The following is a 21,205-nucleotide window of genomic DNA, read 5'->3' on the forward strand; positions in this document are numbered from 1 at the left end:
ACGAAACATGACGCGCCCTCCTCGCACGCCGACGGCGGAGGCGGACGACGCGCGAGGGCCGTGCGGCTCAGCGCAGGCCGGCGGATGCCGCGTAGCGGTCGAGCACGATCTCCACGAGCTCCGGCGGCGCGTCGTCGGGGCGCAGCAGCGGTGCGGCGAGCACGTCGGGGCCGGCGCTCGACGCGAGGTCCTGGAAGTACCCGGGCGCGAGCAGGTAGCTGGCCGCGGCGATCCGGGCTTCGGCTCCGTGGCTCGCGCGGGCGGCCGCCACGGCGTCGGGCAGCCGCGGCTCGGCGGCCGAGAGGAAGCCCAGCGAGACCTCCCGGGCGGATGCCGCGGCGAGGTCGTCCCGCACACGGCGGCACGCCTCGACGGCGCGCGCGTCGCTCGAGCCGGCCACGACGAGCACCACCGGGTCGGTCTGCGCGGCTCCGGCCTCGGCCAGTCGACGGCGCAGGACGGCCACCAGGCGCGGGTCCGGTCCGAGCGCCTCCGCGACGACCGTGTCGCGGCCCGCCGATCGCGCCGCCGCTGCCGCTTCGGCCAGGTCGACGTGCACGTGGTAGCCGGCGGAGAGCAGCAGGGGGACGAGCACGGCGGGTTCGCCGGGCGGCAGCGTCGCGAGGGCGGCCGGCACGTCGGGCTGTTCGACGTCGACGTGGCAGAGCCGCGTCGCGGGCGCGGCATCCCCCCACCGCTCGGCGGCCGCCCCGACCACCGCGTCGAAGAGCGCGCGCACCGCAGCGCGTCCCTCGGAGGACGACGTGCCGTGCGACACGGCGACGAGTGCGGGCGGGCGGGGCGTCATCCGCACATGCTCGCATCCGGCGCGCCGGCGCCGGTGGATGTCTCGCCGTGTGACGGTGCGCTCAGAAGCTCGTCACGAGGTCGCCGAGCACCTCGTCGACCTCGGTGGGGTCCGTCGCGTCGTAGTAGTGCGCGCCCGTCGCACTCGAGATCGCGCGCAGGGTGTCGACGTCGGCGTCGGCGCCGTACGCGAGCGTGAACACGAGCACGGGGGTCGAGTGGTGCAGCTCCTCGAGCGTGCCCAGCATCTGCTGCTCGGTCACCCCCGGTGCAGCCGTCTCGTTCCGGCCGTCGCTGAGCAGCACGAGCGCCGTGATGCGGTCGGGGTCGAAGCGCTCGCCCTGCTCGGTGGCGTATCGGTCCACCGCGGCGTAGAGCGGCGTCCACTCGATCGGCTTCAGCGCACCGAGCGCCTGCTCGAAGTCGTCGCGGGTGTCGACGATGTCCGCGACCGGGGCCACCTCGCCGGGCGTGATCTTGCCGTCGTCGGCGGCGGAGAAGGCCGCGAGGCCGACGTCGTCCCCCGCGGCGAAGTGGTCCAGCGCCAGGGTGATCGCGTGCTTCGCCGCCGCGAGCTTCGTGTCGCCGGATTCGATCGGGTCGCCCATCGATCCCGAGACGTCGATGAGGAACAGCACCTGGGCGCGCTTGCGGACGTCGGCGAACGCGTCGTGCATCGCCACGACGACCTGCGGCGCCGGGAACGGGAGCCCGCCGTCGGCCGACTCGGCCAGCCCGCCGACCTCGGCGACGTCGGGGTCGAGCTCGCCGTTGAGGTCGCGGTAGCCGGTCTCGCGCACGACGGCCTGGCCCTGGGCCGTGCCCGCGAACCGCACGAAGTCCTGTGCGGCCGCGTCCTCCGCATCGGACACCCACCCGCCCGTGAGCACGACCGCGGGGTTGTCCGAGACGTAGTAGCCGTCCGACGGGTAGATCGGCACGAGCTGCTCGGCGGGCGGATCGCCCTCCGTCCGGGTCACGCCGTCGCGGCTGGAGATGCCGCGGTTGTAGTCCCAGACCGACTTCTCGTCGACGATCACGGCCGAGAGGAAGTCCGCCGCCTCGCCGCCCGAGTCCTCCGACTGCCGGGCGTGCCAGAGGAAGTGCTCGGGCGTGGCCATGTAATGGCTGGTCGCCAGCTCGTGCGCCCGGACCTCGTCGGTGATCTCGTCGTCGGCGATGTCGGCGGCGCTGAGGTCGGCGACGGATCCCGCGGCGGCGCCGTACGACGCGAGCATGGCCGCCTCACCCGAGCTCGCGACGAGCGGGCTCGTCTTGCCGAGCTTGAACTCGCCCCACTCCGGGTGCCCCAGGTCCTCCCACACGGCCTCGTCCTCGGAAGTCTCGAACACCTCCGCCCAGGTCGGCGGGTCCTCGTCCCAGCCGATGGCGGCGGCCAGGCTCTCGGGCATCGCCAGCACGATCTCGGACGACCCGATCGACGTCCCGCTCTCCGGCACGTTGGCCGAGCCGCCGGCTTCGCGGGCGACGCCGAGCCACGACGACGCGTCCGGGATCCAGAGCGTGGGGCGCTCGTCCTCGTCGACCTCGGTGAAGCCGACCGCGGCGTCCTCGGCAGCGACCCCGGACTTGTCCTTGGCGGTGACGACCTCGACGCACGCGCCGTCGACGTCACGGGGTTCCGCGGCGTAGGCCTCGGCGAGCCGCTCGACCATCCCGGCGTTCTCGAACGACGAGAGCACCCGGACCGTCGTGCACGGCTCGGCGCCCGGCGTGGCGGCCGGCTCGTCCTCCGGGAAGACGATCGGCTCTGGTTCCTGCGTGCCGGGTGCGGCCTGCGGCGCGTCCGAGCCGAGGAGGGCCGCGGTAACCGCGCCGCCGAGGGCGAGGAGTGCGACGGCGGCGATCGCACCGGCGATCCAGAGCGTGCGCCGCCGCCGCTGCCGCCCCTCCTGGCGGATGCGGTGCCGGTCACGACGGACCGGTGCGCCGTGCCCGCTCATGCCCGAGCTCCCGGGGCGTCGCGGCGCGGACGCGCGGACGGCTCGAGGTGGGGCGTGTCCGGTGCTCGTCGGTCGCGCATCGCTCGTCCTCCAGTCGTGACTGGGTCCGTTCGTGAGCCTATCTCAGACCCCCGGACGGGGGTACCGGTCGGGGGTTCCCGATCACCGGCTCGTGTTCAGGAGCCCGATGAGCACGGCCGTCCACCACGCCAGCTGCGAGATCACCGCGCTCGCGACGAAGCCGAACTTGGCGCGGCGCGGGAGGCTCCGGAAGGTCGCGCGGGCCGGCAGCCGCGCCAGGTCGGAGGTCCACTTCGTCAGCGCGACGCCGTTGAGGCTCAGTACGAGCACGGCGCCGAGCTTGAGCAGCGTCGCCGGCGCCGTGAGGTCGGGCGAGAGCAGGGCGCCGCTCACGAGCAGCCCGCCGAGCCCGATCCACACGGGCAGGATCATCGTCCGGTCGGCCTGCCGCAGTTCGCGGACCGTGCTCCACCCCGTCGCCCACAGCGCCGCGTTCCACTCGATCATGAGCACCGCTCCGAGTCCGACGACGAGCGATGCGAGGTGGACGAACAGCGCGATGTCGTGCACCAGCTCGGGCGGCGAGAGGATCGCGCCGAGCACGAGCGTGAGCGCCCAGGCGAGCGTGACGGCGGCGTACGCCATCCCGCGGCGGCGCTGCCGCCGTCGCTGCTTCTGCCTGATCGTCGTCGTCACGAGGTGACCGCCGGTCTCTCGTCGATCACGCCCGGGTTCCGGGCGCTCCGGTTCCGCTTGGCTCACGATACCGCGGCCCGTCCGCATCGCCGGGTCGCGCGACCCATCCGGGGCGTCCGCCGTCCGCCGCGTCGACTCCGACGCGTCGCCTCCGCCGGCTACTCGAGCACGAGCGCGAGCGACGTGTCGCCGCAGGCGACCACCTCGGCGCCGCCCGGGAGGGTCGTCGCCTGCGCCTCGCCGGCCCGTGGGTCGCCGTCGGCCTCGCGTTCGCGCAGCGGGGCGAGCGCATCGGCGAGGCCCTCGGCCCGCAGCAGCGCGCCGGTCGCGCGATGCAGGTCCGTCGACGCGACGATGCGTCCCGACGCGTTGACCACGGTGCAGGTGCGGTCCGCGGCCCGCAGTTCGGGCAGCAGCGCCTGCTCGAGCTTCGCGACGTAGACGTCGGCGCCGACGAGCCCCGCCATCTCGCCGTCGAGCACGATCGGCGAGGTGATGGTCACGGTGTAGTCGTCGGTGCACAGGTAGTCGACGTACGGTCCGGTCAGGTGGCGGCGGCGCGTGCGCTCGGGTACACGCCACCACTCGAGCGTCGTGTAGTCGCGGAACGCCTCGGCGTCGGGGTCGCTCACGGCGTCGAGCCGGCGCAGGCCCGTGCCGAGCACGTCGGTCCGGAATGGCGAGGCGCCGCTCAGCCACCACGCGAGGTGCCACGGGGCGTCGGCGAGGAATCCGGGTGCGGCGACGAAGCCGGCGCCCGTGATCAGCGTGCCGGGGCGCTCGAGCTCGCCGCCCACGAGGTCCGCGATGACGGGGTCGATGCGCCCGGCTCGCGGCTCGTCGTCGGCGGCCAGCAGTGCGGCGACCTCGCGCCGCCAGTCCTCTATGACCGCGAAGACCGGATCGATGGTGGCGGCGATGCGCTCGGCGATCGTCGCGGCGGGGGTGGTCACGCGGGTCATGTCCGGCTCCCTTCGGACGGGTGTGGCCGCGTCGGCGCGGCATCGTCGATGACGGATGCCGCCTCGATCCGGGCCTTCTCGTCGATCAGCCATTCGACCGCCGACGTGACGTGGGCCACCGTCGCGCGCCGCGCCGACGTGCCGTCCGCGCGGCGGATCGCGTCGATCACCTCGAGGCGAGCCTCCCTGCTCCGGTCACGGTACTCCTGTTCGCGCAGGCACATCCAGAGGAGGGCGCCGGTCTCGGCCTGGAGCCGCAGCTCCTCGTGCACGAGCCGGGGCGACTGGCTGACGGCCGCGACCTCGAGCCCGAAGCGGCCGACGGCGCGCCGCGCGCCGCCGGGGGTGGCCAGGTCGGCGCGCGCGTCGATGTCGACGAGGCTCTGGACGTCGTCGTCGCTCGCCCGGTCGGCCGCCACCTCGGCGGCCATGCCGGCGATGGCGGCGACGTGCAGCGACAGGTCGCGCAGGGCGATGCGGCTCGCGGCGAGGAGGCGCTGGTCGAGCAGGCGGGCCGAGGTGTCGCGGTCGCTGGTGACGAAGCTGCCGCCGTCGCGGCCGCGACGCGTGCGGACGAGGCCCTTGTGACGGAGCGCCAGCAGCGCCTCGCGGGCGGTGACGAGGGCGACCCCGAGGAGCTTCGCGAGTTCGGCCTCGCTCGGCAGCCGCTCGCCGTCGCGCAGGACGCCGGAGACGATCGCGTCGGTCAGCCGCTGCTCGACGAGCTCGGCGCGGCCGGCGCCCTCGAGCGGGGAGAAGATCACGGCGCGGGCCGCATCGGCGCGCGCGGTCGCGTGCGGCATCCGTCCTCCTCGATCGTGCGCCGCCGGGTCCGCCCACCCCCCCCGGACTGGGGACGGCCTCCGGCGCAAGCGTGATGCGACCGTAACACGAACCTCTGGACTATGACATATGAATCCATATGATTTAGAACCACGCCATCGAAGGAGAGGCCCATGACCGACCCGCAGCCGGCCATCCGGCTCACCGGACTCACGAAGGAGTTCGGCGCCGTCACCGCCGTCGACCACGTCGATCTCGAGATCGCCGCGGGCGAGTTCTTCTCCATGCTCGGGCCCTCGGGCTCCGGCAAGACCACCGTGCTCCGGCTCATCGCGGGCTTCGAGCAGCCGACGAGCGGCACGATCGAGCTCTTCGGCGACGACGTCACGCGACGCGCCCCGTTCGACCGGGACGTCAACACCGTCTTCCAGGACTACGCGCTGTTCCCGCACATGGACGTGCTCGAGAACGTCGCCTACGGGCTGCGCGTCCGCGGCATCGGCCGCAGGGAGCGCACAGAGCGGGCCCGCCGCGCGCTCGCGTCCGTCCGGCTCGAGCAGATGGCCGACCGCAAGCCGGCCCAGCTCTCCGGCGGCCAGCGGCAGCGCGTCGCGCTCGCCCGCGCGACCGTGGTCGAGCCCAAGGTGCTGCTGCTCGACGAGCCGCTCGGCGCGCTCGACCTCAAGCTCCGCGAGCAGATGCAGGTCGAGCTCAAGGAGATCCAGCGCGACCTCGGCATCACCTTCATCTTCGTCACCCACGACCAGGAGGAGGCGCTGACGCTCTCCGACCGGGTCGCGGTCTTCAACAACGGGCGCATCGAGCAGCTCGGCACGCCCGCCGAGCTCTACGAGCGCCCCTCCTCCCGGTTCGTCGCCGACTTCGTCGGCACGTCGAACCTGTTCGACGACGCCGTGTCGCGCGAGCTGCTCGGCCGAGGCGGCCACCACTCCGTGCGCCCCGAGAAGATGGCCGTCGGCTCGGGCGAGGCCGGCGCGGGCGTGCGCAACGCCGCAGGCACGGTCGTCGAGACGATCTACCTCGGCAGCGGCATCCGCCTCGTGGTCGACCTCGACGCCGGCGTCCGCGTGAGCGTGCTCGAGCAGAACGACCGCAACCGCGTCCACGACGACGAGCGCGGCGACCGCGTGGTCGTCAGCTGGCACGACGACGACGTCGTCACCCTCGGCGGGGCCGAACCCGCACCGGCTCCGGCCGCCTGAACCCGCACCACACCACCACACAGAAACCAGGAGAGAACCATGATGCGCATCACGCGCACGGCACGCCGCGGCGTGACCGTCGGCCTCGCGATCGGCTCGGTCGCGCTGCTCACCGCCTGTGGCACCACCTCGGGCTCGCCGACCGCCACCGAGGACGCCCTCACCGAGCTCGGCGACGGCGAGGGGCAGGTCTCGATCCTCGCGTGGCCCGGCTACGTCGAGGACGGCTCGAACGACCCCACGGTCGACTGGGTCACCCCGTTCGAGGAGGAGACGGGCTGCGAGGTCACCTCGAAGACCTACGGCACCTCCGACGAGGCCGTCAACCTCATGAAGACCGGCGAGTACGACGTCGTCGCCGCATCCGGCGACGCGACCCTCCGCCTCATCGCCGGCGGCGAGGTCGCCCCGGTGAACACCGACCTCATCCCGAACTACGAGGGCGTCTTCGACTTCCTCAAGGAGAAGGAGTGGAACTCGGTCGACGGGCAGTCCTACGGCGTGCCCCACGGCTACGGCGCGAACCTCCTGATGTACAACACGGAGGTGTTCACCGAGGCGCCCACCTCATGGGACGTCGTGTTCGACAAGGCGAGCGAGAACGCCGGCAAGGTGACGGCCTACGACTCGCCGATCTACATCGCCGACGCTGCGGTCTACCTCATGGCCCACCAGCCCGAGCTCGGCATCGAGAACCCCTACGCCCTCGACGAGGAGCAGTTCCAGGCCTCGGTCGACCTGCTCAAGGAGCAGCGCCAGTCGGTCGGCGAGTACTGGTCGGACTACCTCAAGGAGATCCAGGCGTTCGAGTCCGGCGACTCCGTCGTCGGCACGACGTGGCAGGTCATCCAGAACGTGCTCGCCGACTCCGGCGCCCCGACCGACGTGGTCCTGCCCGCCGAGGGCGCGACCGGCTGGTCGGACACCTGGATGATCGCGTCCGACGCCGCCAACCCGAACTGCGCCTACGAGTGGCTGAACTACATCGCGAGCCCGGAGGCGAACGCCACCGCGACCTCCTACTTCGGCGAGGCGCCCTCGAGCGAGGCGGCCTGCGACTTCCGCGAGGACTGCGAGGCCTACCACGCCGGTGACGAGGAGTACGCGTCGCAGATCTGGTACTGGACGACGCCGATCGCCGAGTGCGTCGACGGCCGCACCGACGTCGAGTGCGTCGACTACGCGCAGTGGACCGCTGCGTGGCAGGAGATCAAGGGCTGACGCCCCCTCCTCCGCGGGCCGGGGAGCCCTCCCTTCCTCCCCGGCCCGCACACCCCCGTTCCCCGGCACCACCGACAGGAAGCAGCATGACGATGAACGCGACGGCACCGGCATCCGCTCGCGGCGCGGCCTCCGAGCCGCCCGAGCCCGACCGGGCCGCCACCGCACCCGGTGGTGCGCCCCGCCGCGGCATCCCCAGGCCGAAGCCGACGCCCGCACGCCGCGGGTCCGTGTTCCTCAGTGCGCACCCCCGGGTGCGCCTCGGCCTGCTGCTCGCCGCGCCGCTGTTCTGGCTGGGCCTCGTCTACGTCGTCGCGCTGGCCGCGCTGCTCGTCACCGCGTTCTGGACCGTCGACAGCTTCACGGGGCAGATCCGCACCGAGTGGACCCTCGACAACATCGTCACGGTGCTCACCGGCTCGCTGTACCAGACCGTGACGCTGCGGACCATCGGCGTCGCCCTGCTCGTGACGATCATCGACGTCGCGCTCGCGCTGCCAATCGCGTTCTACATGGCGAAGGTCGCCTCCCCGCGTGCCCGGCGCCTCCTCGTCATCGCCGTGCTCATGCCGCTCTGGGCGAGCTACCTCGTCAAGGCCTACGCATGGCGCTCCGTGCTCTCGCAGGACGGCATCCTCGAGTGGGTGCTCGCACCGTTCGGGCTGCACACGCCCGGCTACGGGCTGCCCGCCACGGTCATCACGCTGTCGTACCTCTGGCTGCCGTACGTGATCCTCCCGATCTTCGCGGGGCTCGAGCGCGTGCCCGACTCGCTCCTGGAGGCGTCGGCCGACCTCGGCGGCAAGACCTGGCCGACGCTCCGACACGTCGTGCTCCCGCTGGCGCTGCCCGCGATCATCGCCGGCACGATCTTCAGCTTCTCGCTCTCGCTCGGCGACTACATCACCGTCAACATCGTTGGCGGCGCGAGCCAGATGCTCGGAAACCTCGTCTACACGAACGTGGGCGCGGCCAACAACCTGCCGCTCGCGGCGGCGATCGCGCTCATCCCGATCGCGATCATCTTCGGCTACCTCGCGCTCGTGCGTCGCACGGGCGCCCTGGACAACCTCTGAGGGGCGACGGATGCGACTCTCCCGACTCTCGCGCACGACGCTCGCCGTCGTGGCCGGCCTCATCCTCGTCGTGGTCTACGTGCCGCTCGGCGTCGTGCTCGTCAACTCCTTCTCGACCTCGACGTCGCTGAGTTGGCCCCCGCCCGGGTTCACGCTGGAGTGGTGGCAGCGCGCGTTCCGCAGCGCCGGCGCCATGGAGGCGGTGGGCACGAGCGTGTTCGTCGCGATCATCGCGACCGCGGTCGCGCTCGTGCTCGGCACGCTCATCTCGTTCGCCCTGCAGCGCTTCGACTTCTTCGGCCGGCACACGGTCAACCTGCTCGTGATCCTGCCGATCGCGCTGCCGGGCATCATCACCGGTATCGCGCTGAACAACTTCTTCCGCACGATCATGGGCGTGCCGCTGTCGATCTGGACGGTGGTCATCGCCCACGCGACGTTCTGCATCGTCACGGTCTTCAACAACGTGATCGCCCGCCTGCGGCGCACCGGTACCAAGCTCGAGGAGGCGTCGGCCGACCTCGGGGCGGGCGTCTGGACGACGTTCCGGCTCGTCACCTTCCCGCAGCTGCGCTCGGCGCTGCTCGCGGGCGGCCTGCTCGCGTTCGCGCTGTCGTTCGACGAGATCATCGTGACGACATTCACGGCGGGCTCGGGCGTCACGACGCTGCCGATCTTCATCCTGAACAACATGTTCCGGCCGAGCCAGGCGCCGATCGTGTCGGTGATCGCGGTCGTGCTCGTACTCGTCTCGATCATCCCGATCTACCTCGCGCAGCGGCTCTCCGGCGAGGAGCAGCAGCGCCGCTGAGGCCGCGTGGTCGGGCCTGCGCGCCGGACGGAGGACAATGAGGGCATGGATGCCACGGTGTCGTCGTCCTTCTCCGCCGCGCTGCCCGAGTGGCTGGTCGCCGAGCTGCCCGCGCTGGCGGCGAGACCGCTGCCCGACGACGAGTCGCGGATGGCACTCGCCATCGAGCTCGCGGACCGGAACTGGCGCGAGGGCAGCGGCGGGCCGTTCGCGGCGCTCGTCGTCGACCCGGCGACGGGCGAGCTCGTCTCGGCGGGCGTCAACCTCGTGCTCTCGACCGGGCTGAGCTCGCTGCACGCCGAGGTGACCGCGATCAGCCTGGCGCAACGGCGGCTCGGTCGCTGGGACCTGGGCGCCGACGGCGCGGAGCTCGAGCTCGTCGTCAACTGGGCGACGTGCGTGATGTGCTACGGCGCGACGATGTGGTCGGGTGTCCGCAGGCTGGTGCTCGCGGGCCACGGCGAGGAGTGCGAGCGGCTCACGGGCTTCGACGAGGGCCCGATGCCCGACGACTGGATGGGCGAGTTCGAGCGCCGCGGCATCCGCGTGCACTCGGGGGTGCGTCGCGACGAGGCGGTCGAGGTGTTCCGGGCGTTCGGCGCGTCGGACGCGGTCGTCTACAACGCGCGCGGCGCGACCGGGCGGTAGGCCCGGGCGCGCCGCTGGGGGTGATCCGCCGGAATCAGCGGTCGTGGCCGCGACGGCGAGGGCCGTCGTGGTGGACGTGGACATGCACGTGCACGTCCTCGCGCCGCCCGCGACCGCGACCGCGACCGCGGTGCGGGTGGTCGCCGTGCTCGTGCGCGGCGTGCCCGTCGCGCGGGTGCCCCGGGTGCTCATGGCCCCACGGCTCGCGGCCCCACGGGCCGTCGTGCCGGTGGTCGTGCCCCCACGGGCCGTCGTGGCGGCGGACGCGGTCGCCCCGCTCGTCGCCGCGGTCGGGGTGCCGGCGCGGCCCGCCCTGCGGCGCCTCGGCGAACCACGGGGGCATGCCGCGCCGGCCCGACCAGGCCCGCCCGGCCCACGGCCCGCGGCGGTCGCCGAACCGGGCGCCGCGCGGTCCGCGCCCGCTCGGCTCGGGCGCCGAGGCGTCCCAGCCGAGTTCGCGCGCGATGGCCTCGAGGCTCGCGACGGTGGTCGCGAAGTCCTCCTCGGTCACCGTGCCGGCGACGCGGGCTCGGATGCGGCCCACACGGTCGGTCAGGCGGTCGAGCGCCTCGCGCCCGGCGTCGGTCAGCGACCAGTCGCCGGGGCCGCCGGCGACCCAGCCGCGCTCGACGAGGTCGTCGAGCTTGTGGGGGCGGGCGTCGAGGCGGGTGAGCAGGTGCTCGTCGCGGACCTCGCCCGCGACCAGGTTCAGCCGGCGCCAGTCGCGGCGCGTGACGTCGAGGTCGGCCAGCGCCGCCTCGACCTCCGCGGCGATCAACCGGTCGACCGTCTTCAGCCAGAAGCCGAGGGGTCGGTCGCTCGCGGAGCGGCCGTGCGACGGCTCGCTCGCGTCGGCGGCGCCGGTGGTGTCACCGGTGGCGCCGGTGTCGGGTGCGCCGGTGTCGGTGGCGCCGGTGTCCTCGGGGCGGTCGGCGTCGTCCTCGGGGGTGTCGAATCGTTCGTCGGTGTTCATCGGGAATCCTCTCGTTCGCGCCCTCCGGCGCGGGGTGTCTCGGTCCGCTCCTCGGCGGGCCGGTGCCGCGAGTGCGGCGTCGGGCGGACCGGCCCGACCGGATGATGCATGTCATGTGACAAGTACATGCAGCATGACATGCACTTGGGTTGCATGTCAAGTGACATGTATCCTGAGGAGGTGGATGACGGGCAGACGGCGGACTCGGGCGATCCGGTCGAGCGGATCGAGGCGGCGCTGGCATCGCTCCGGCGCGGAGGTCGGCCGCCATGGGGCGGCCATGACGGGCCGGGCAGCCCCTTCGGCCGCGGCGGTCCCGGGGGACCCGGTGGTCCGCACCACCACGGCGAACCTCACGGCGGCCCGCACGGCGGGCCATGGGGCGGGCGACCGCACGAGGAGTCCGACCCCGATCGGGCGCCGGACGGCGGCCCGGGCGGGCCGTGGGGCGGCGGTCGGGGAAGACGCGGCGGCCGGGGGCCGTGGGAGTTCCGCGTCGGGCCGGTCGCACGCGCGCGGCTGCTCGCCATGCTCGACGCGGCGGACCGGCCGATGTCCGTGACCGAGCTCGCCGGCGCGATCGGCGTCGACCAGCCGAGGGCGAGTCGTCTCGTCCAGGCGGGGGTCGACGAGGGGCTCGTCGTCCGCGAGGCGGACCCGGAGGATGCCCGGCGCACCCGGATCCGGCTCACCGACGCCGGCCGCAGGGCGGTGCGGAGCGCGACCACCTCTCGACGGCGCACGATCGAGGCCGCGCTCGACGGCTTCAGCGACGACGAACGCGCGCAGTTGGCCGACCTGTTGGCGAGGTTCGCGGAGGGCCTGCACCGCGCGCATCGATGACCGTGCTCATGTGAGCACGCAGGAGGCGGTTGTCTGCACATTCGCCTGCATCGCGTGAACGTCTCGTGACGAGGTCTTCCGCGGCGCCGATGCCCTTCCCTAGGCTGACCGCGTCCGGGGGGTCATGGGGGCCCGCCGGTTGCCGGAGGTGCCAGCATGCAACGAACCGTCCGTCGCCTGACCGTCGGGGTCACGGCCGCAGCGTTGATGGGGGTGGGACTCGCCGTGCCGGCCACCGCCGCGGTCGCCGCGGACGCAGGCCCGAGCGACCTGATCATCAGCGAGTACGTCGAGGGTTCGTCCTTCAACAAGGCGGTCGAGCTCTACAACCCGACCGACGCCGACATCCCGCTCGACAGCTACTCGCTCGGGGTCTACTTCAACGGGAGCCCGACCCTCACGTCGGGTGGCACCTTCGCCCTCTCCGGCACCGTCGCCGCCGGCGGGACGTTCGTCTTCGCCGACGAGGACCTCACCGCCTACGCCGACCAGGTCACCGCGAGCAGCCTGTGGAACGGCGACGACGCGATCGTCCTCCGGCGCGGCGACGTCGTCGTCGACTCGCTCGGGCAGGTCGGATTCGATCCCGGCGCGCAGTGGGGCACCGGGCTGACCTCGACGCAGGACAACACCCTGCGCCGGAACGCGGACGTCTGCGTCGGCGACACGATCGTGGACGACGTGTTCGACCCGACGGTGGAGTGGACGGGCTTCGCGCAGGACACCTTCGACGGCCTCGGGTCGCACACCGCGGCCTGCGGCGACGTCGAGCCGGCGACGCCGGTGATCAACGAGTTCTCCGCCAGCACGACCGGGGCCGACGTCGAGTACGTCGAACTCCTCGGTGCGCCGGGTGCCGACCTCTCCGGCTACGTCGTCCTCGAGATCGAGGGCGACGCGACGTCGACGTCCACGGCGCCGATCGGGACGGTCGACGAGGTGATCACGCTCGGCACCGCCGACGCCGACGGCCGGCTCCTGGTGAACCTTCCGGCCAATGCGCTCGAGAACGGCACCATGAGCCTGCTCCTGGTCGAGGGCTTCACCGGAGCGCTCGGCGACGACCTCGACTCGGACGACGACGGCGTCTTCGACGACGGCCCCGGCCGACCGATGATCGTGGACGCGATCGCCGTCGACGACGGCAGCAACAGCCTCGACCGGACCTTCGGTGGCACGACCCTCGCGGTCGCCTATGACGGCCTGTCGTTCGCCCCGGGCGGCGCCTCGCGCATCCCGGACGGCACCGACACCGACTCGACCTCCGACTGGGTGCGCAACGACTTCGACCTCGCCGGCATCCCCGGCTTCACGGGCTCGCTCGTGAGCGGTGAGGCCCTGAACACGCCGGGCGAGCTGAACTCGGTCGGCGAGGAGCCGCCGCCCGCCGTGGCGGACTGCGACGTGGACGCCGCCTCGATCGGATCCGTGCAGGGCGCCGGTGCGACCTCGCCCGTCGTCGGCCAGACCGTCCGCATCGAGGGCGTCGTGACCGGCGACTTCCAGGTCGGCGGCTTCAACGGCTACTACGTGCAGGACGAGGGCGACGGCGACGCCGCGACCTCGGACGGCATCTTCGTCTACGCACCGGGCGGGGCGGACGTCGCCGAGGGCGACCTCGTGCACGTCCTCGGGTCGGTGAGCGAGTTCAACGGCCTGACCGAGATCACCGCCGCCGACGTCGAGGTCTGCGACAGCGGCGTGGCGCTCCCGCCCGTCGCCGAGGTCACGCTCCCCGCGGATGACGCGACCTACGAGTCGCTCGAGGGCATGCGGGTGACGCTTCCGCAGGACCTCGCCATCATCGAGTACTTCAACTTCGACCGGTTCGGTGAGATCGTCCTCGGCACGGAGCGCCAGTACCAGCCCACCGCGCTGTACGAGCCCGGGTCGCCCGAGGCCGTGGAACTCGCCGCCGAGAACGCGGCGAACCGCATCACGCTCGACGACGGCCGCAGCGTGCAGAACCCCGACCCGGCGATCCACCCGAACGGCGAGGAGTTCACGCTCGAGAACCGCTTCCGCGGCGGCGACCTCGTGACGGACGCGACCGGCATCCTCGACTACCGGTTCGACCTGTGGCGCGTGCAGCCCACGCAGGGGGCGGAGTACACGCCGGTCAACCCGCGCACGGACGTGCCCGAGGTCGGCGGCGACTTCACGGTCGCGAGCTTCAACGTCCTGAACTACTTCACGACGCTGGGCTCGCGCGGCGCGTCGACGCCGGAGGAGTTCGACCGCCAGGAGGCCAAGATCGTCAGCGCGATCACGGCGATCGACGCCGACGTCTTCGGCCTCATCGAGATCGAGAACAACGGCACCGCCGTGCAGACGCTGGTCGACGCGATCAACGACGCGCTCGGTGAGGACGTCTACTCGGCGATCGACACCGGCGTCGTCGGCACCGACGAGATCACGACGGCGTTCATCTACAAGCCGTCCGCCGTCGAGGCGGTCGGGGACTTCGCCGTCCTCGACAGCTCGGTCGACCCGGCCTTCGACGACGACAAGAACCGTCCGGCGCTCGCCCAGACGTTCGCCGACCTCGAGAACGGCGAGGAGGTCACGGTCGTCGTGAACCACTTCAAGTCGAAGGGCAGCAGCTGCGACGACGTGGGCGACCCGGAGGACCCGGACGGCCAGGGCAACTGCAACGGCGTGCGCACCGCGGCCGCCGAGGCGCTCGTCGACTGGCTGGCGACCGGCCCGACCGGTGCCGAGCCCGGGCGCGAGCTCATCATCGGCGACCTCAACTCGTACGACCATGAGGACCCGATCGAGGTGCTGACCAGTGCGGGCTACACCGACCTGCTCCTCCGCGAGCAGGGCGAGGAGGCGTACTCGTACGTGTTCGACGGCCAGCTCGGCTACCTCGACTACGGACTCGTGGGCTCCGAGCTGGCGGCGAAGGTGACGGGCGCGTCGACCTGGGCGATCAACGCCGACGAGCCCGACCTGCTCGACTACCTCATGGAGTTCAAGCAGGACGCGCAGGACGCGATCTTCGCGCCCGATCCGTACCGGTCGAGCGACCACGACCCGGTGATCGTCGGCTTCGACCTCACCGCGCCGGAACTCGAGGTCGCGGCCGACCCGTCGGTCGTCTTCCCGCCGAACGCCAAGTGGGTCACGGTCGGATTCGACATCCAGGCGACGGATGCCTCCGGTGAGGTCGAGGTCTCGCTCGTCGACGCCACCGCGAGCGGCCACAAGGCCGACGTGGAGATCGTCTCCGACACCGAGGCGCGCGTGCTCGCCCGCTACGGCGCCGTCTACGTGTTCACGTTCGAGGCGACCGACCCGTACGGCAACACCACCACGAAGGAGGTGACGGTCACGGTCGGACCGTAAGCCGCACCGACCCGACGGCGCGTCGCTCCCCTCCCCGGGGCGACGCGCCGTCGTCATGTCCGGAAGAGCACCGCCGTCCCCGGACGAGCCGTGGAGCGGGGACTAGACGGCCGTGGCATCCGCCGCGCGCTGGGGCACGCGGACGAACAGCATGAGCACGAGCCCGGCCAGCAGGACGAGCACGATGCCGAGGATGCCCCAGTAGGTCGCGCCGAACAGGGCGATGAACGACGACCACAGCAGCGGCGAGAGGAAGCTGGCGGCGCGCCCGGTCGTCGCGTACAGGCCGAAGATCTCGCTCTCGCGCCCGGCCGGCGTGACCCTGGCGAGGAACGATCGCGAGGCCGCCTGCGCGGGCCCCACGAAGAGCGTGAGCACGAGCCCGAAGACCCAGAACGGCCCGGTCCCGGCGTCGTGCAGGAAGAACACCACGAGGCCGGCACCGACGAGCCCCGCGAGCGAGGTGAGGATGACGGCCCGCGGGCCGAACCGGTCGTCGAACCAGCCGGCGACGATCGTCGAGACGCCCGCGAGCAGGTTCGCGGCGATGCCGAAGATCATGACCTCGTTCGAGGTGAAGTGGAACACGACCGCCGCGATGACCGCGCCGAACGCGAAGACCCCGGCGAGGCCGTCGCGGAACACGGCGCTCGCGAGGAGGAACCAGAACGTCGGGCGCGACGAGCGCCACAGCCGCACGATGTCCTGCACGAGGACCCCGTAGCTGCGGAGGAACCCGACCCGCTCGCGACCGGCCGCGGGCGGCGCCTCGGGCACGAAGACCAGCACGGGCCACGCGAACACCACGGTCCAGACCGCACAGCCGACCGCGATGACGCGGAAGACGAGGCCGTCGTCGGTCGGCATGCCCCACCAGTCGAACGCGGTCGCCACGACCACGAGCACGAGGGCCACGATGCCTCCGAGGTAGCCGAGGCCCCACCCGAGCCCCGAGACCTTGCCGACCGTGCGCGGCGTCGAGACCTGCACGAGCATCGCGTTGTAGTTCACGCCCGCGATCTCGCTGAACACCGTGCCGGCCGCGATGAGCGAGACGCCGAGCACGAAGTACGACGGCGTTCCCTGCACGAAGAACAGCGCCGCCATGCAGGCCACGAGCGCCGCGGTGGCGCCCCCGAGCCAGAGCTTGCGGCGCCCCGCGACATCCGCTCGCTGCCCGAGCACGGGCGCCAGCACGGCGATGAGCACGCCCGCGATCGTGATCGCCCAGCCGAGCCCGCTCGCGAGGTCGGCCAGGCCGCGCTCGCGGACGGGGTCGCCCTCCTCGAGGGCTGCGACCGCGGGGTCGAGGAACCAGTCGCTCGTGAGGTACAGCGCCGTGAAGACGAACGTGAGGATGACCGAGTTGAACGGCTGCGTCGCCCAGTCCCACAGCGCCCACGACCAGACCTGGCGGCGGGGGACCCGGCGCTCGGCCTGGAGTTCGAGGCCGGTCAGGACGCCGAGCTCGGCGGTGGAGAGCGCGGGGGTCACCATGCCCGGACGGGTCGAGAACGGCGCGTGGGGCTCGCCCGACGACTCGGAGGCGTTCGGCTCGGGCGGGGTGGGCTGGTCGGTCATGGGGGGAGTCTCCCGACGTGGGGTGAACGGGCGGTGACGGCGCGCCCGGCCCAGCCGATCCGCGTCGATCCCGTGAAGGCTAGCGCCTCCGGCTCCGTCCGCGACAGCCCGGCGCCGACGTGCGGTCGGCGCCCGTGCACCCGCGGATCAGGCGGCCTGCTCCGCCGCGTCCTCGTCGCGCTTGATCGCCGAGAGCTCGAACTCGAGGGTGATCTTCTCCGAGACGAGCCATCCGCCCGCGTCGAGCGCCATGTTCCACTCCAGGCCGAACTCGCGGCGGTCGATGCGCCGGGTGCCCTGGAAGCCGGCGCGCAGCGCACCGAACGCGTCGACCTGCGCGCCGGTGAACTCGATCGGGATGGTGATCGGCTTCGTCACGTCGCGGATCGTCAGCTCGCCGGAGACCACGAGCGCGTGCTCGCCGACCTCCTCGATCCGCGAGCTGCGGAAGGTGATGTCGGGCCACTGCTCGACGTCGAAGAAGTCGGCGCTGCGCAGGTGCTCGTCGCGCTGCGCATTGCGCGTGTCGATGCTCGCGACCTTGAGCACGACCTCGGCGGTCGACTGCTCCGGGGCGTCGAAGTCGACGTGCAGGGTCCCGGTCAGCTCGTTGAAGGCGCCGCGGACGTTGGCGACCATGGCGTGCTTGGCCGAGAAGCCGATGCGCGTGTGCGCCGGATCGAGGTCCCAGTCGCCGCTCAGTTCGGGTCCGATGTCGGTCATGATCTCCCCAGGGTCGTTGCACGGACCGAATCAGTCTCTCATCCCCCCGACTGGGTGACGTGCACGGGCGGCCGGGCGCCCGTGCACGCTCACCGCGTCACGTCGCCGACGAGCTCGGCGAACAGCTCCTCGGCGTCGCACTCCAGTCGCTGCCGCGTGAACCACTCGCACACGTTGACGCAGTCCCGGTGCAGCAGGTCGAACCCGTTCGGGTTCGCGACGACGTCGACCACCTGCGGCAGGTCGATGGCGACGACCCGGCCGGCGTGGACGAGCAGGTTGTACGGCGAGAGGTCGCCGTGCGCGAGTCCGGCGTGCGCGAGGGTGCGCATGAGGTCCATGACCTGGTGGAACAGGTCGCGGAGCTCGTCGGGCGTCGCCCGCACCTGTGCGAGGCGCGGCGCGGCCGTGCGGCCCTCGCCGATGAACTCCATGAGCACCTCGGTCTCGCTGACCTGCACGGGGTACGGCACCGGCGCGCCGAGCTCGGTGAGCCGGCGCAGCGCCGCGAACTCGGCGTAGGCCCACTCGGTGCGGGCGACCTCGCGGCCGTACGAGGAGGAGCGCTGCACGGCGCGCACGTCGCGGGAGCGCCGCGGGGCGGCGCGACCCTCGGTGTAGATCGCCGAGCGGTGGAACATCCGGTGCTCGGTGCCGCGGTAGCGCTTCGCGGCGAGGAGCGACCGGGTGCCGGGCGCATCGGGCGGGGCACCGGGCACGGCGCGCTCGATGAGCCAGAGGTCGGCCTCCTTGCCGGTCTTCACGATGCCGAGCTCGGTGTCGAGTGCGGCGGCGGACGTCACGAGCCAGTCGGGCCGGGGCTCCGGCCCGCGCTCGCTCGGCTGGGTGGCCGGCCAGGTCGACCAGCGCTGGTCCTCGCCGGGTTCGACGTCGGCGAAGGCGAGGGGTTCGAACGCCGCGACGGATGACGCGGCGGTGGCCGCGCGGGCGCGCGCGGCGGAATCGTCGAGGGACGACAGCATGTTCACGGTGGTGTCTCCGAGATCGTGGAGGCCACCGTTCGCGGATGCTAGCGGGCGGCCTCGCAGGGAAGGGTGTCTGCGATACGCGCGACAATGACGGTGTTCATCGCTCACTCCCCTCGGTCTCGGCCCGCGGTGCGGTGCTCGTCGGTGCGTGGTCGCCCATCGGGCGACGGATGCCGCGGCGGACGCCGCAGCCCGCACGAGCATACGCCCGGGCGCGGCATCCGTAAAGGGATCGCCGCCGACCGCATCGGCTCGGCGGGTGGCGTCGTCAGCCCATGCCGTCGAGCGACACGAGGAACGCGGCCGAGCTCGCGAACGTCGTGGCACCGTCGGCGTGCACGATCGACGGCCGGTAGTTGGCGTCGTAGTCGGCCGGGGCGATGAGCGTGCCCGCGATCGGATCGCCGGTCTCCGACCATCCGGCGGCGACGAGCGCGTCATGGCGGGAAGACCATGCGTCGTCGGCCTCGGGCAGGCGCGCGACCCAGACGGCGATGTCGCTGTCGGGCTTGGCCCAGCGGCATCCCATCGCCCCGTGAGCGAGCAGGTCCTCCATGGCTGCGCCGAGTGCGCTCGGGTCCGACTGCAGCGCGAGTCCATCCTCGTCGAGCGCCGCGGCCCCGGCGTCGGTGAGCAGGTCGTCGCAGGTCGCGTCCGCGGCCGGAGCCGCCGCGGAGGCGGTCGGGGTCGCCTCGGGTTCGGGGGCGGGCGACGCCGACGTCGCCCCGGCGGGCTCGAGTGCGGCATCCGCGGGTCCGGTCGGCGTACAGCCGCTCAGCAGGGCGGCGAGCAGGATCGCCGAGGAGATCGTGGCAGGTGCGAGGTGTCGGGTCATGTCCCGCACCCTAGGGGCCCGGCAGTCCGGTGTCGTCCGGGCCCGCCCTGAGTCGGCGGCCGTGGTCGCCGTCAGCCGCTGTGGTCGCCGTCAGCGGCTGTGGTCGGCGAGGATCTGGTCGACGTCGATCTGCGAGAGCAGGTGCTGCCAATCGAGCCCGCGCGCGACGTCGGCGACCTCGGGGTCCGCGAACGCCTTGCCGTTGCGATGCACGACGACCCCGCTCGGAACGAGCTGGTTCAGCCGCGACAGGATCGCATCGTCGACGGCCTCCGTGTCGAAGTCGGCGCCCACGCGTTCGTAGACGTCGGCCGACAGGGTGTACGAGACGATCCCGACCTCGATCGGTTCGGCCATGACGGGTTCCCCTTCCTCTTCCGGCCGTCGACGCTCAGGCTCGGGCGGCGGCGGCCTCGTCCTCCTCGGTCGCGACGAGTTGCCCGCAGGCGCCGTCGATCTCCTTGCCGCGCGTGTCGCGGATGGTCGTCGGGATGCCGGCGTCGGAGAGGCGCCGCACGAACTCGCGCTGCACGTCCACCTCGGACGCCGTCCAGATCGAGCCGGGCGTCGGGTTCAGCGGGATCGGGTTGACGTGCACCCAGCCGTGCCCGCGCGCGTTGAGCTTCTCGGCGAGCAGGTCGGCGCGCCATCCGTGGTCGTTCATGTCCTTGATCAGCGCGTACTCGATCGACACCCGGCGACCGGTCTTCTCGAAGTACTCGCGCGCGGCGTCGAGCGCCTCGTCGACTTTCCAGCGGGAGTTCACGGGGATGAGCTCGTCGCGCAGGCCGTCGTCGGGCGCGTGCAGGCTGAGGGCGAAGGTCACCGGCACGTGCTCGTCGGCGAGCTTGCGGATGGCGGGCACGAGTCCCACCGTCGAGACCGTGATGTTGCGCGCCGACATCCCGAGCCCGTTCGGGGCGGGGGCCGCCATCGTGCGGACCGCGCGCATGAGCCGGGCGTAGTTCGCGAGCGGTTCGCCCATGCCCATGAACACGATGTTCGACACCCGCTCGGGCGTGCCGTCGTCGGCGCGCTTGCCGTGCAGGGCGCCGGAGGCGATCACGCGGTTCGCCTCGACCACCTGGGCGAGGATCTCGGCGGCCGACATGTTGCGGGTGAGGCCGGCCTGGCCGGTCGCGCAGAACGGGCAGTTCATGCCGCAGCCCGCCTGGCTCGACACGCACAGCGTGATGCGGCCGGGGTAGCGCATGAGCACCGACTCGACGAGGGCGCCGTCGTGCAGCTTCCAGAGGAACTTGATCGTGTCGCCGCGGTCGGTCTCGAGGCGGCGCACCTCGGTCAGCAGCGGCGGCAGGAGGCCGGCGACCAGCTCCTCGCGCCCGGCGGCCGGGAGGTCGGTCATCTCGGCCGGGTCGCTCGTCCAGCGTGTGAACCAGTGGCGCGCGACCTGCTTGAGCCGGAACGCGGGGATGCCGAGCTCCTCGGCACGCGCCTTCCACTCCTCGGGCGCGAGGTCGGCGAGGTGGGCCGGCGGCTTGCCGCGCTTGGGTGAGGCGAACTGCAGGAGCGGGCGCCCGTCGGGACCCTTCTGCTGCTTCCAGCCCTCGGTCTTCGGACGGACCTGGCGGATGCCGGTCGAGCGCGGCGGCGTCGCCCGGCCCCCGTCGGCGGGCGTGGTGCTCTCGGGCGACTCGGTCGGCATGCGTCAAGCCTACGCGCGGGGTGCTGCAGGCG

Annotated in this window: 19 protein-coding genes; 7 read left to right on the forward strand and 12 right to left on the reverse strand. The window is 72.6% G+C overall.

Going from position 1 to position 21,205, the window contains the following annotated elements:
• Positions 1-67: 67 nt before the first annotated feature.
• The 5 genes from ABD230_RS08230 to ABD230_RS08250 all read right to left on the reverse strand — a co-directional run bounded on the left by ABD230_RS08230 (position 68) and on the right by ABD230_RS08250 (position 5,253).
• On the reverse strand, positions 68-808 hold the full coding sequence (locus ABD230_RS08230; RefSeq protein ID WP_344371602.1) for a sirohydrochlorin chelatase: 741 nt from the start codon (positions 806-808) through the stop codon (positions 68-70).
• Positions 809-869: 61 nt separating this feature from the next.
• Positions 870-2,771: a vWA domain-containing protein gene (locus ABD230_RS08235; protein ID WP_344371604.1), complete on the reverse strand. Its 1,902-nt coding sequence runs from the start codon at positions 2,769-2,771 to the stop codon at positions 870-872.
• Between the two features lie 162 nt (positions 2,772-2,933).
• Positions 2,934-3,488: a hypothetical protein gene (locus ABD230_RS08240; protein ID WP_344371606.1), complete on the reverse strand. Its 555-nt coding sequence runs from the start codon at positions 3,486-3,488 to the stop codon at positions 2,934-2,936.
• A gap of 158 nt (positions 3,489-3,646) precedes the next feature.
• Positions 3,647-4,450: a cache domain-containing protein gene (locus ABD230_RS08245; protein ID WP_344371609.1), complete on the reverse strand. Its 804-nt coding sequence runs from the start codon at positions 4,448-4,450 to the stop codon at positions 3,647-3,649.
• Positions 4,447-5,253 carry a FadR/GntR family transcriptional regulator gene (locus tag ABD230_RS08250; RefSeq protein ID WP_344371612.1) on the reverse strand — a complete coding sequence of 269 codons (807 nt, stop codon included), beginning with the start codon at positions 5,251-5,253 and terminating at the stop codon, positions 4,447-4,449. Before ABD230_RS08250 ends, ABD230_RS08245 begins: the two co-directional genes overlap by 4 nt.
• Positions 5,254-5,406: 153 nt before the next feature.
• On the opposite strand from ABD230_RS08250, the gene ABD230_RS08255 reads away from it, so the two are divergent.
• The 5 genes from ABD230_RS08255 to ABD230_RS08275 all read left to right on the forward strand — a co-directional run bounded on the left by ABD230_RS08255 (position 5,407) and on the right by ABD230_RS08275 (position 10,212).
• A complete protein-coding gene (locus ABD230_RS08255) occupies positions 5,407-6,456 on the forward strand; it encodes an ABC transporter ATP-binding protein (protein WP_344371614.1) in 1,050 nt (349 codons plus the stop codon).
• A 39-nt stretch (positions 6,457-6,495) separates the two neighbouring features.
• Entirely contained in the window at positions 6,496-7,677 is a 1,182-nt protein-coding gene (locus tag ABD230_RS08260) for an ABC transporter substrate-binding protein (protein ID WP_344371616.1), read from the forward strand.
• Positions 7,678-7,763: 86 nt separating this feature from the next.
• Positions 7,764-8,753: an ABC transporter permease gene (locus ABD230_RS08265; RefSeq protein ID WP_344371619.1), complete on the forward strand. Its 990-nt coding sequence runs from the start codon at positions 7,764-7,766 to the stop codon at positions 8,751-8,753.
• 10 nt (positions 8,754-8,763) lie between these two features.
• Positions 8,764-9,564 (forward strand): ABC transporter permease, encoded by an 801-nt coding sequence (locus ABD230_RS08270; RefSeq protein ID WP_344371622.1) that lies wholly within the window; start codon positions 8,764-8,766, stop codon positions 9,562-9,564.
• 45 nt (positions 9,565-9,609) lie between these two features.
• Positions 9,610-10,212, forward strand: coding sequence for a nucleoside deaminase (locus tag ABD230_RS08275; protein WP_344371626.1), 603 nt, complete (start codon positions 9,610-9,612; stop codon positions 10,210-10,212).
• Between the two features lie 34 nt (positions 10,213-10,246).
• On the opposite strand, the gene ABD230_RS08280 is transcribed toward ABD230_RS08275, so the two are convergent.
• Positions 10,247-11,185 carry a hypothetical protein gene (locus ABD230_RS08280; RefSeq protein WP_344371629.1) on the reverse strand — a complete coding sequence of 313 codons (939 nt, stop codon included), beginning with the start codon at positions 11,183-11,185 and terminating at the stop codon, positions 10,247-10,249.
• A gap of 519 nt (positions 11,186-11,704) precedes the next feature.
• Between ABD230_RS08280 and ABD230_RS08285 the strand changes: the two genes are divergently transcribed.
• Together ABD230_RS08285 and ABD230_RS08290 are read left to right on the forward strand one after the other, a co-directional pair.
• Complete coding sequence (locus ABD230_RS08285; protein WP_344373266.1) at positions 11,705-12,028, forward strand: MarR family winged helix-turn-helix transcriptional regulator; 324 nt, start codon at positions 11,705-11,707, stop codon at positions 12,026-12,028.
• Positions 12,029-12,184: 156 nt separating this feature from the next.
• Positions 12,185-15,379, forward strand: coding sequence for an ExeM/NucH family extracellular endonuclease (locus tag ABD230_RS08290; RefSeq protein WP_344371632.1), 3,195 nt, complete (start codon positions 12,185-12,187; stop codon positions 15,377-15,379).
• 102 nt (positions 15,380-15,481) lie between these two features.
• Here ABD230_RS08290 and ABD230_RS08295 read toward each other — a convergent pair whose 3' ends face one another.
• The 6 genes from ABD230_RS08295 to rlmN form a co-directional block, all read right to left on the reverse strand.
• On the reverse strand, positions 15,482-16,876 hold the full coding sequence (locus tag ABD230_RS08295; RefSeq protein ID WP_344373268.1) for an MFS transporter: 1,395 nt from the start codon (positions 16,874-16,876) through the stop codon (positions 15,482-15,484).
• A gap of 231 nt (positions 16,877-17,107) precedes the next feature.
• Entirely contained in the window at positions 17,108-17,683 is a 576-nt protein-coding gene (locus ABD230_RS08300) for a YceI family protein (RefSeq protein WP_344371636.1), read from the reverse strand.
• 89 nt (positions 17,684-17,772) lie between these two features.
• The gene (locus ABD230_RS08305) at positions 17,773-18,666 is read right to left on the reverse strand and encodes a serine protein kinase RIO (protein WP_344373270.1); all 894 of its coding nucleotides are present in this window, start codon (positions 18,664-18,666) and stop codon (positions 17,773-17,775) included.
• A 274-nt stretch (positions 18,667-18,940) separates the two neighbouring features.
• Positions 18,941-19,507, reverse strand: coding sequence for a hypothetical protein (locus tag ABD230_RS08310; protein WP_344371639.1), 567 nt, complete (start codon positions 19,505-19,507; stop codon positions 18,941-18,943).
• A 90-nt stretch (positions 19,508-19,597) separates the two neighbouring features.
• Entirely contained in the window at positions 19,598-19,864 is a 267-nt protein-coding gene (locus tag ABD230_RS08315) for a hypothetical protein (RefSeq protein WP_344371641.1), read from the reverse strand.
• A 34-nt stretch (positions 19,865-19,898) separates the two neighbouring features.
• Positions 19,899-21,173, reverse strand: coding sequence for a dual-specificity RNA methyltransferase RlmN (gene rlmN, locus ABD230_RS08320; protein WP_344371644.1), 1,275 nt, complete (start codon positions 21,171-21,173; stop codon positions 19,899-19,901).
• Positions 21,174-21,205: the final 32 nt, after the last annotated feature.

The organism is Agromyces tropicus (genome assembly GCF_039531345.1).
Classification (GTDB): Bacteria; Actinomycetota; Actinomycetes; order Actinomycetales; family Microbacteriaceae; genus Agromyces; species Agromyces tropicus.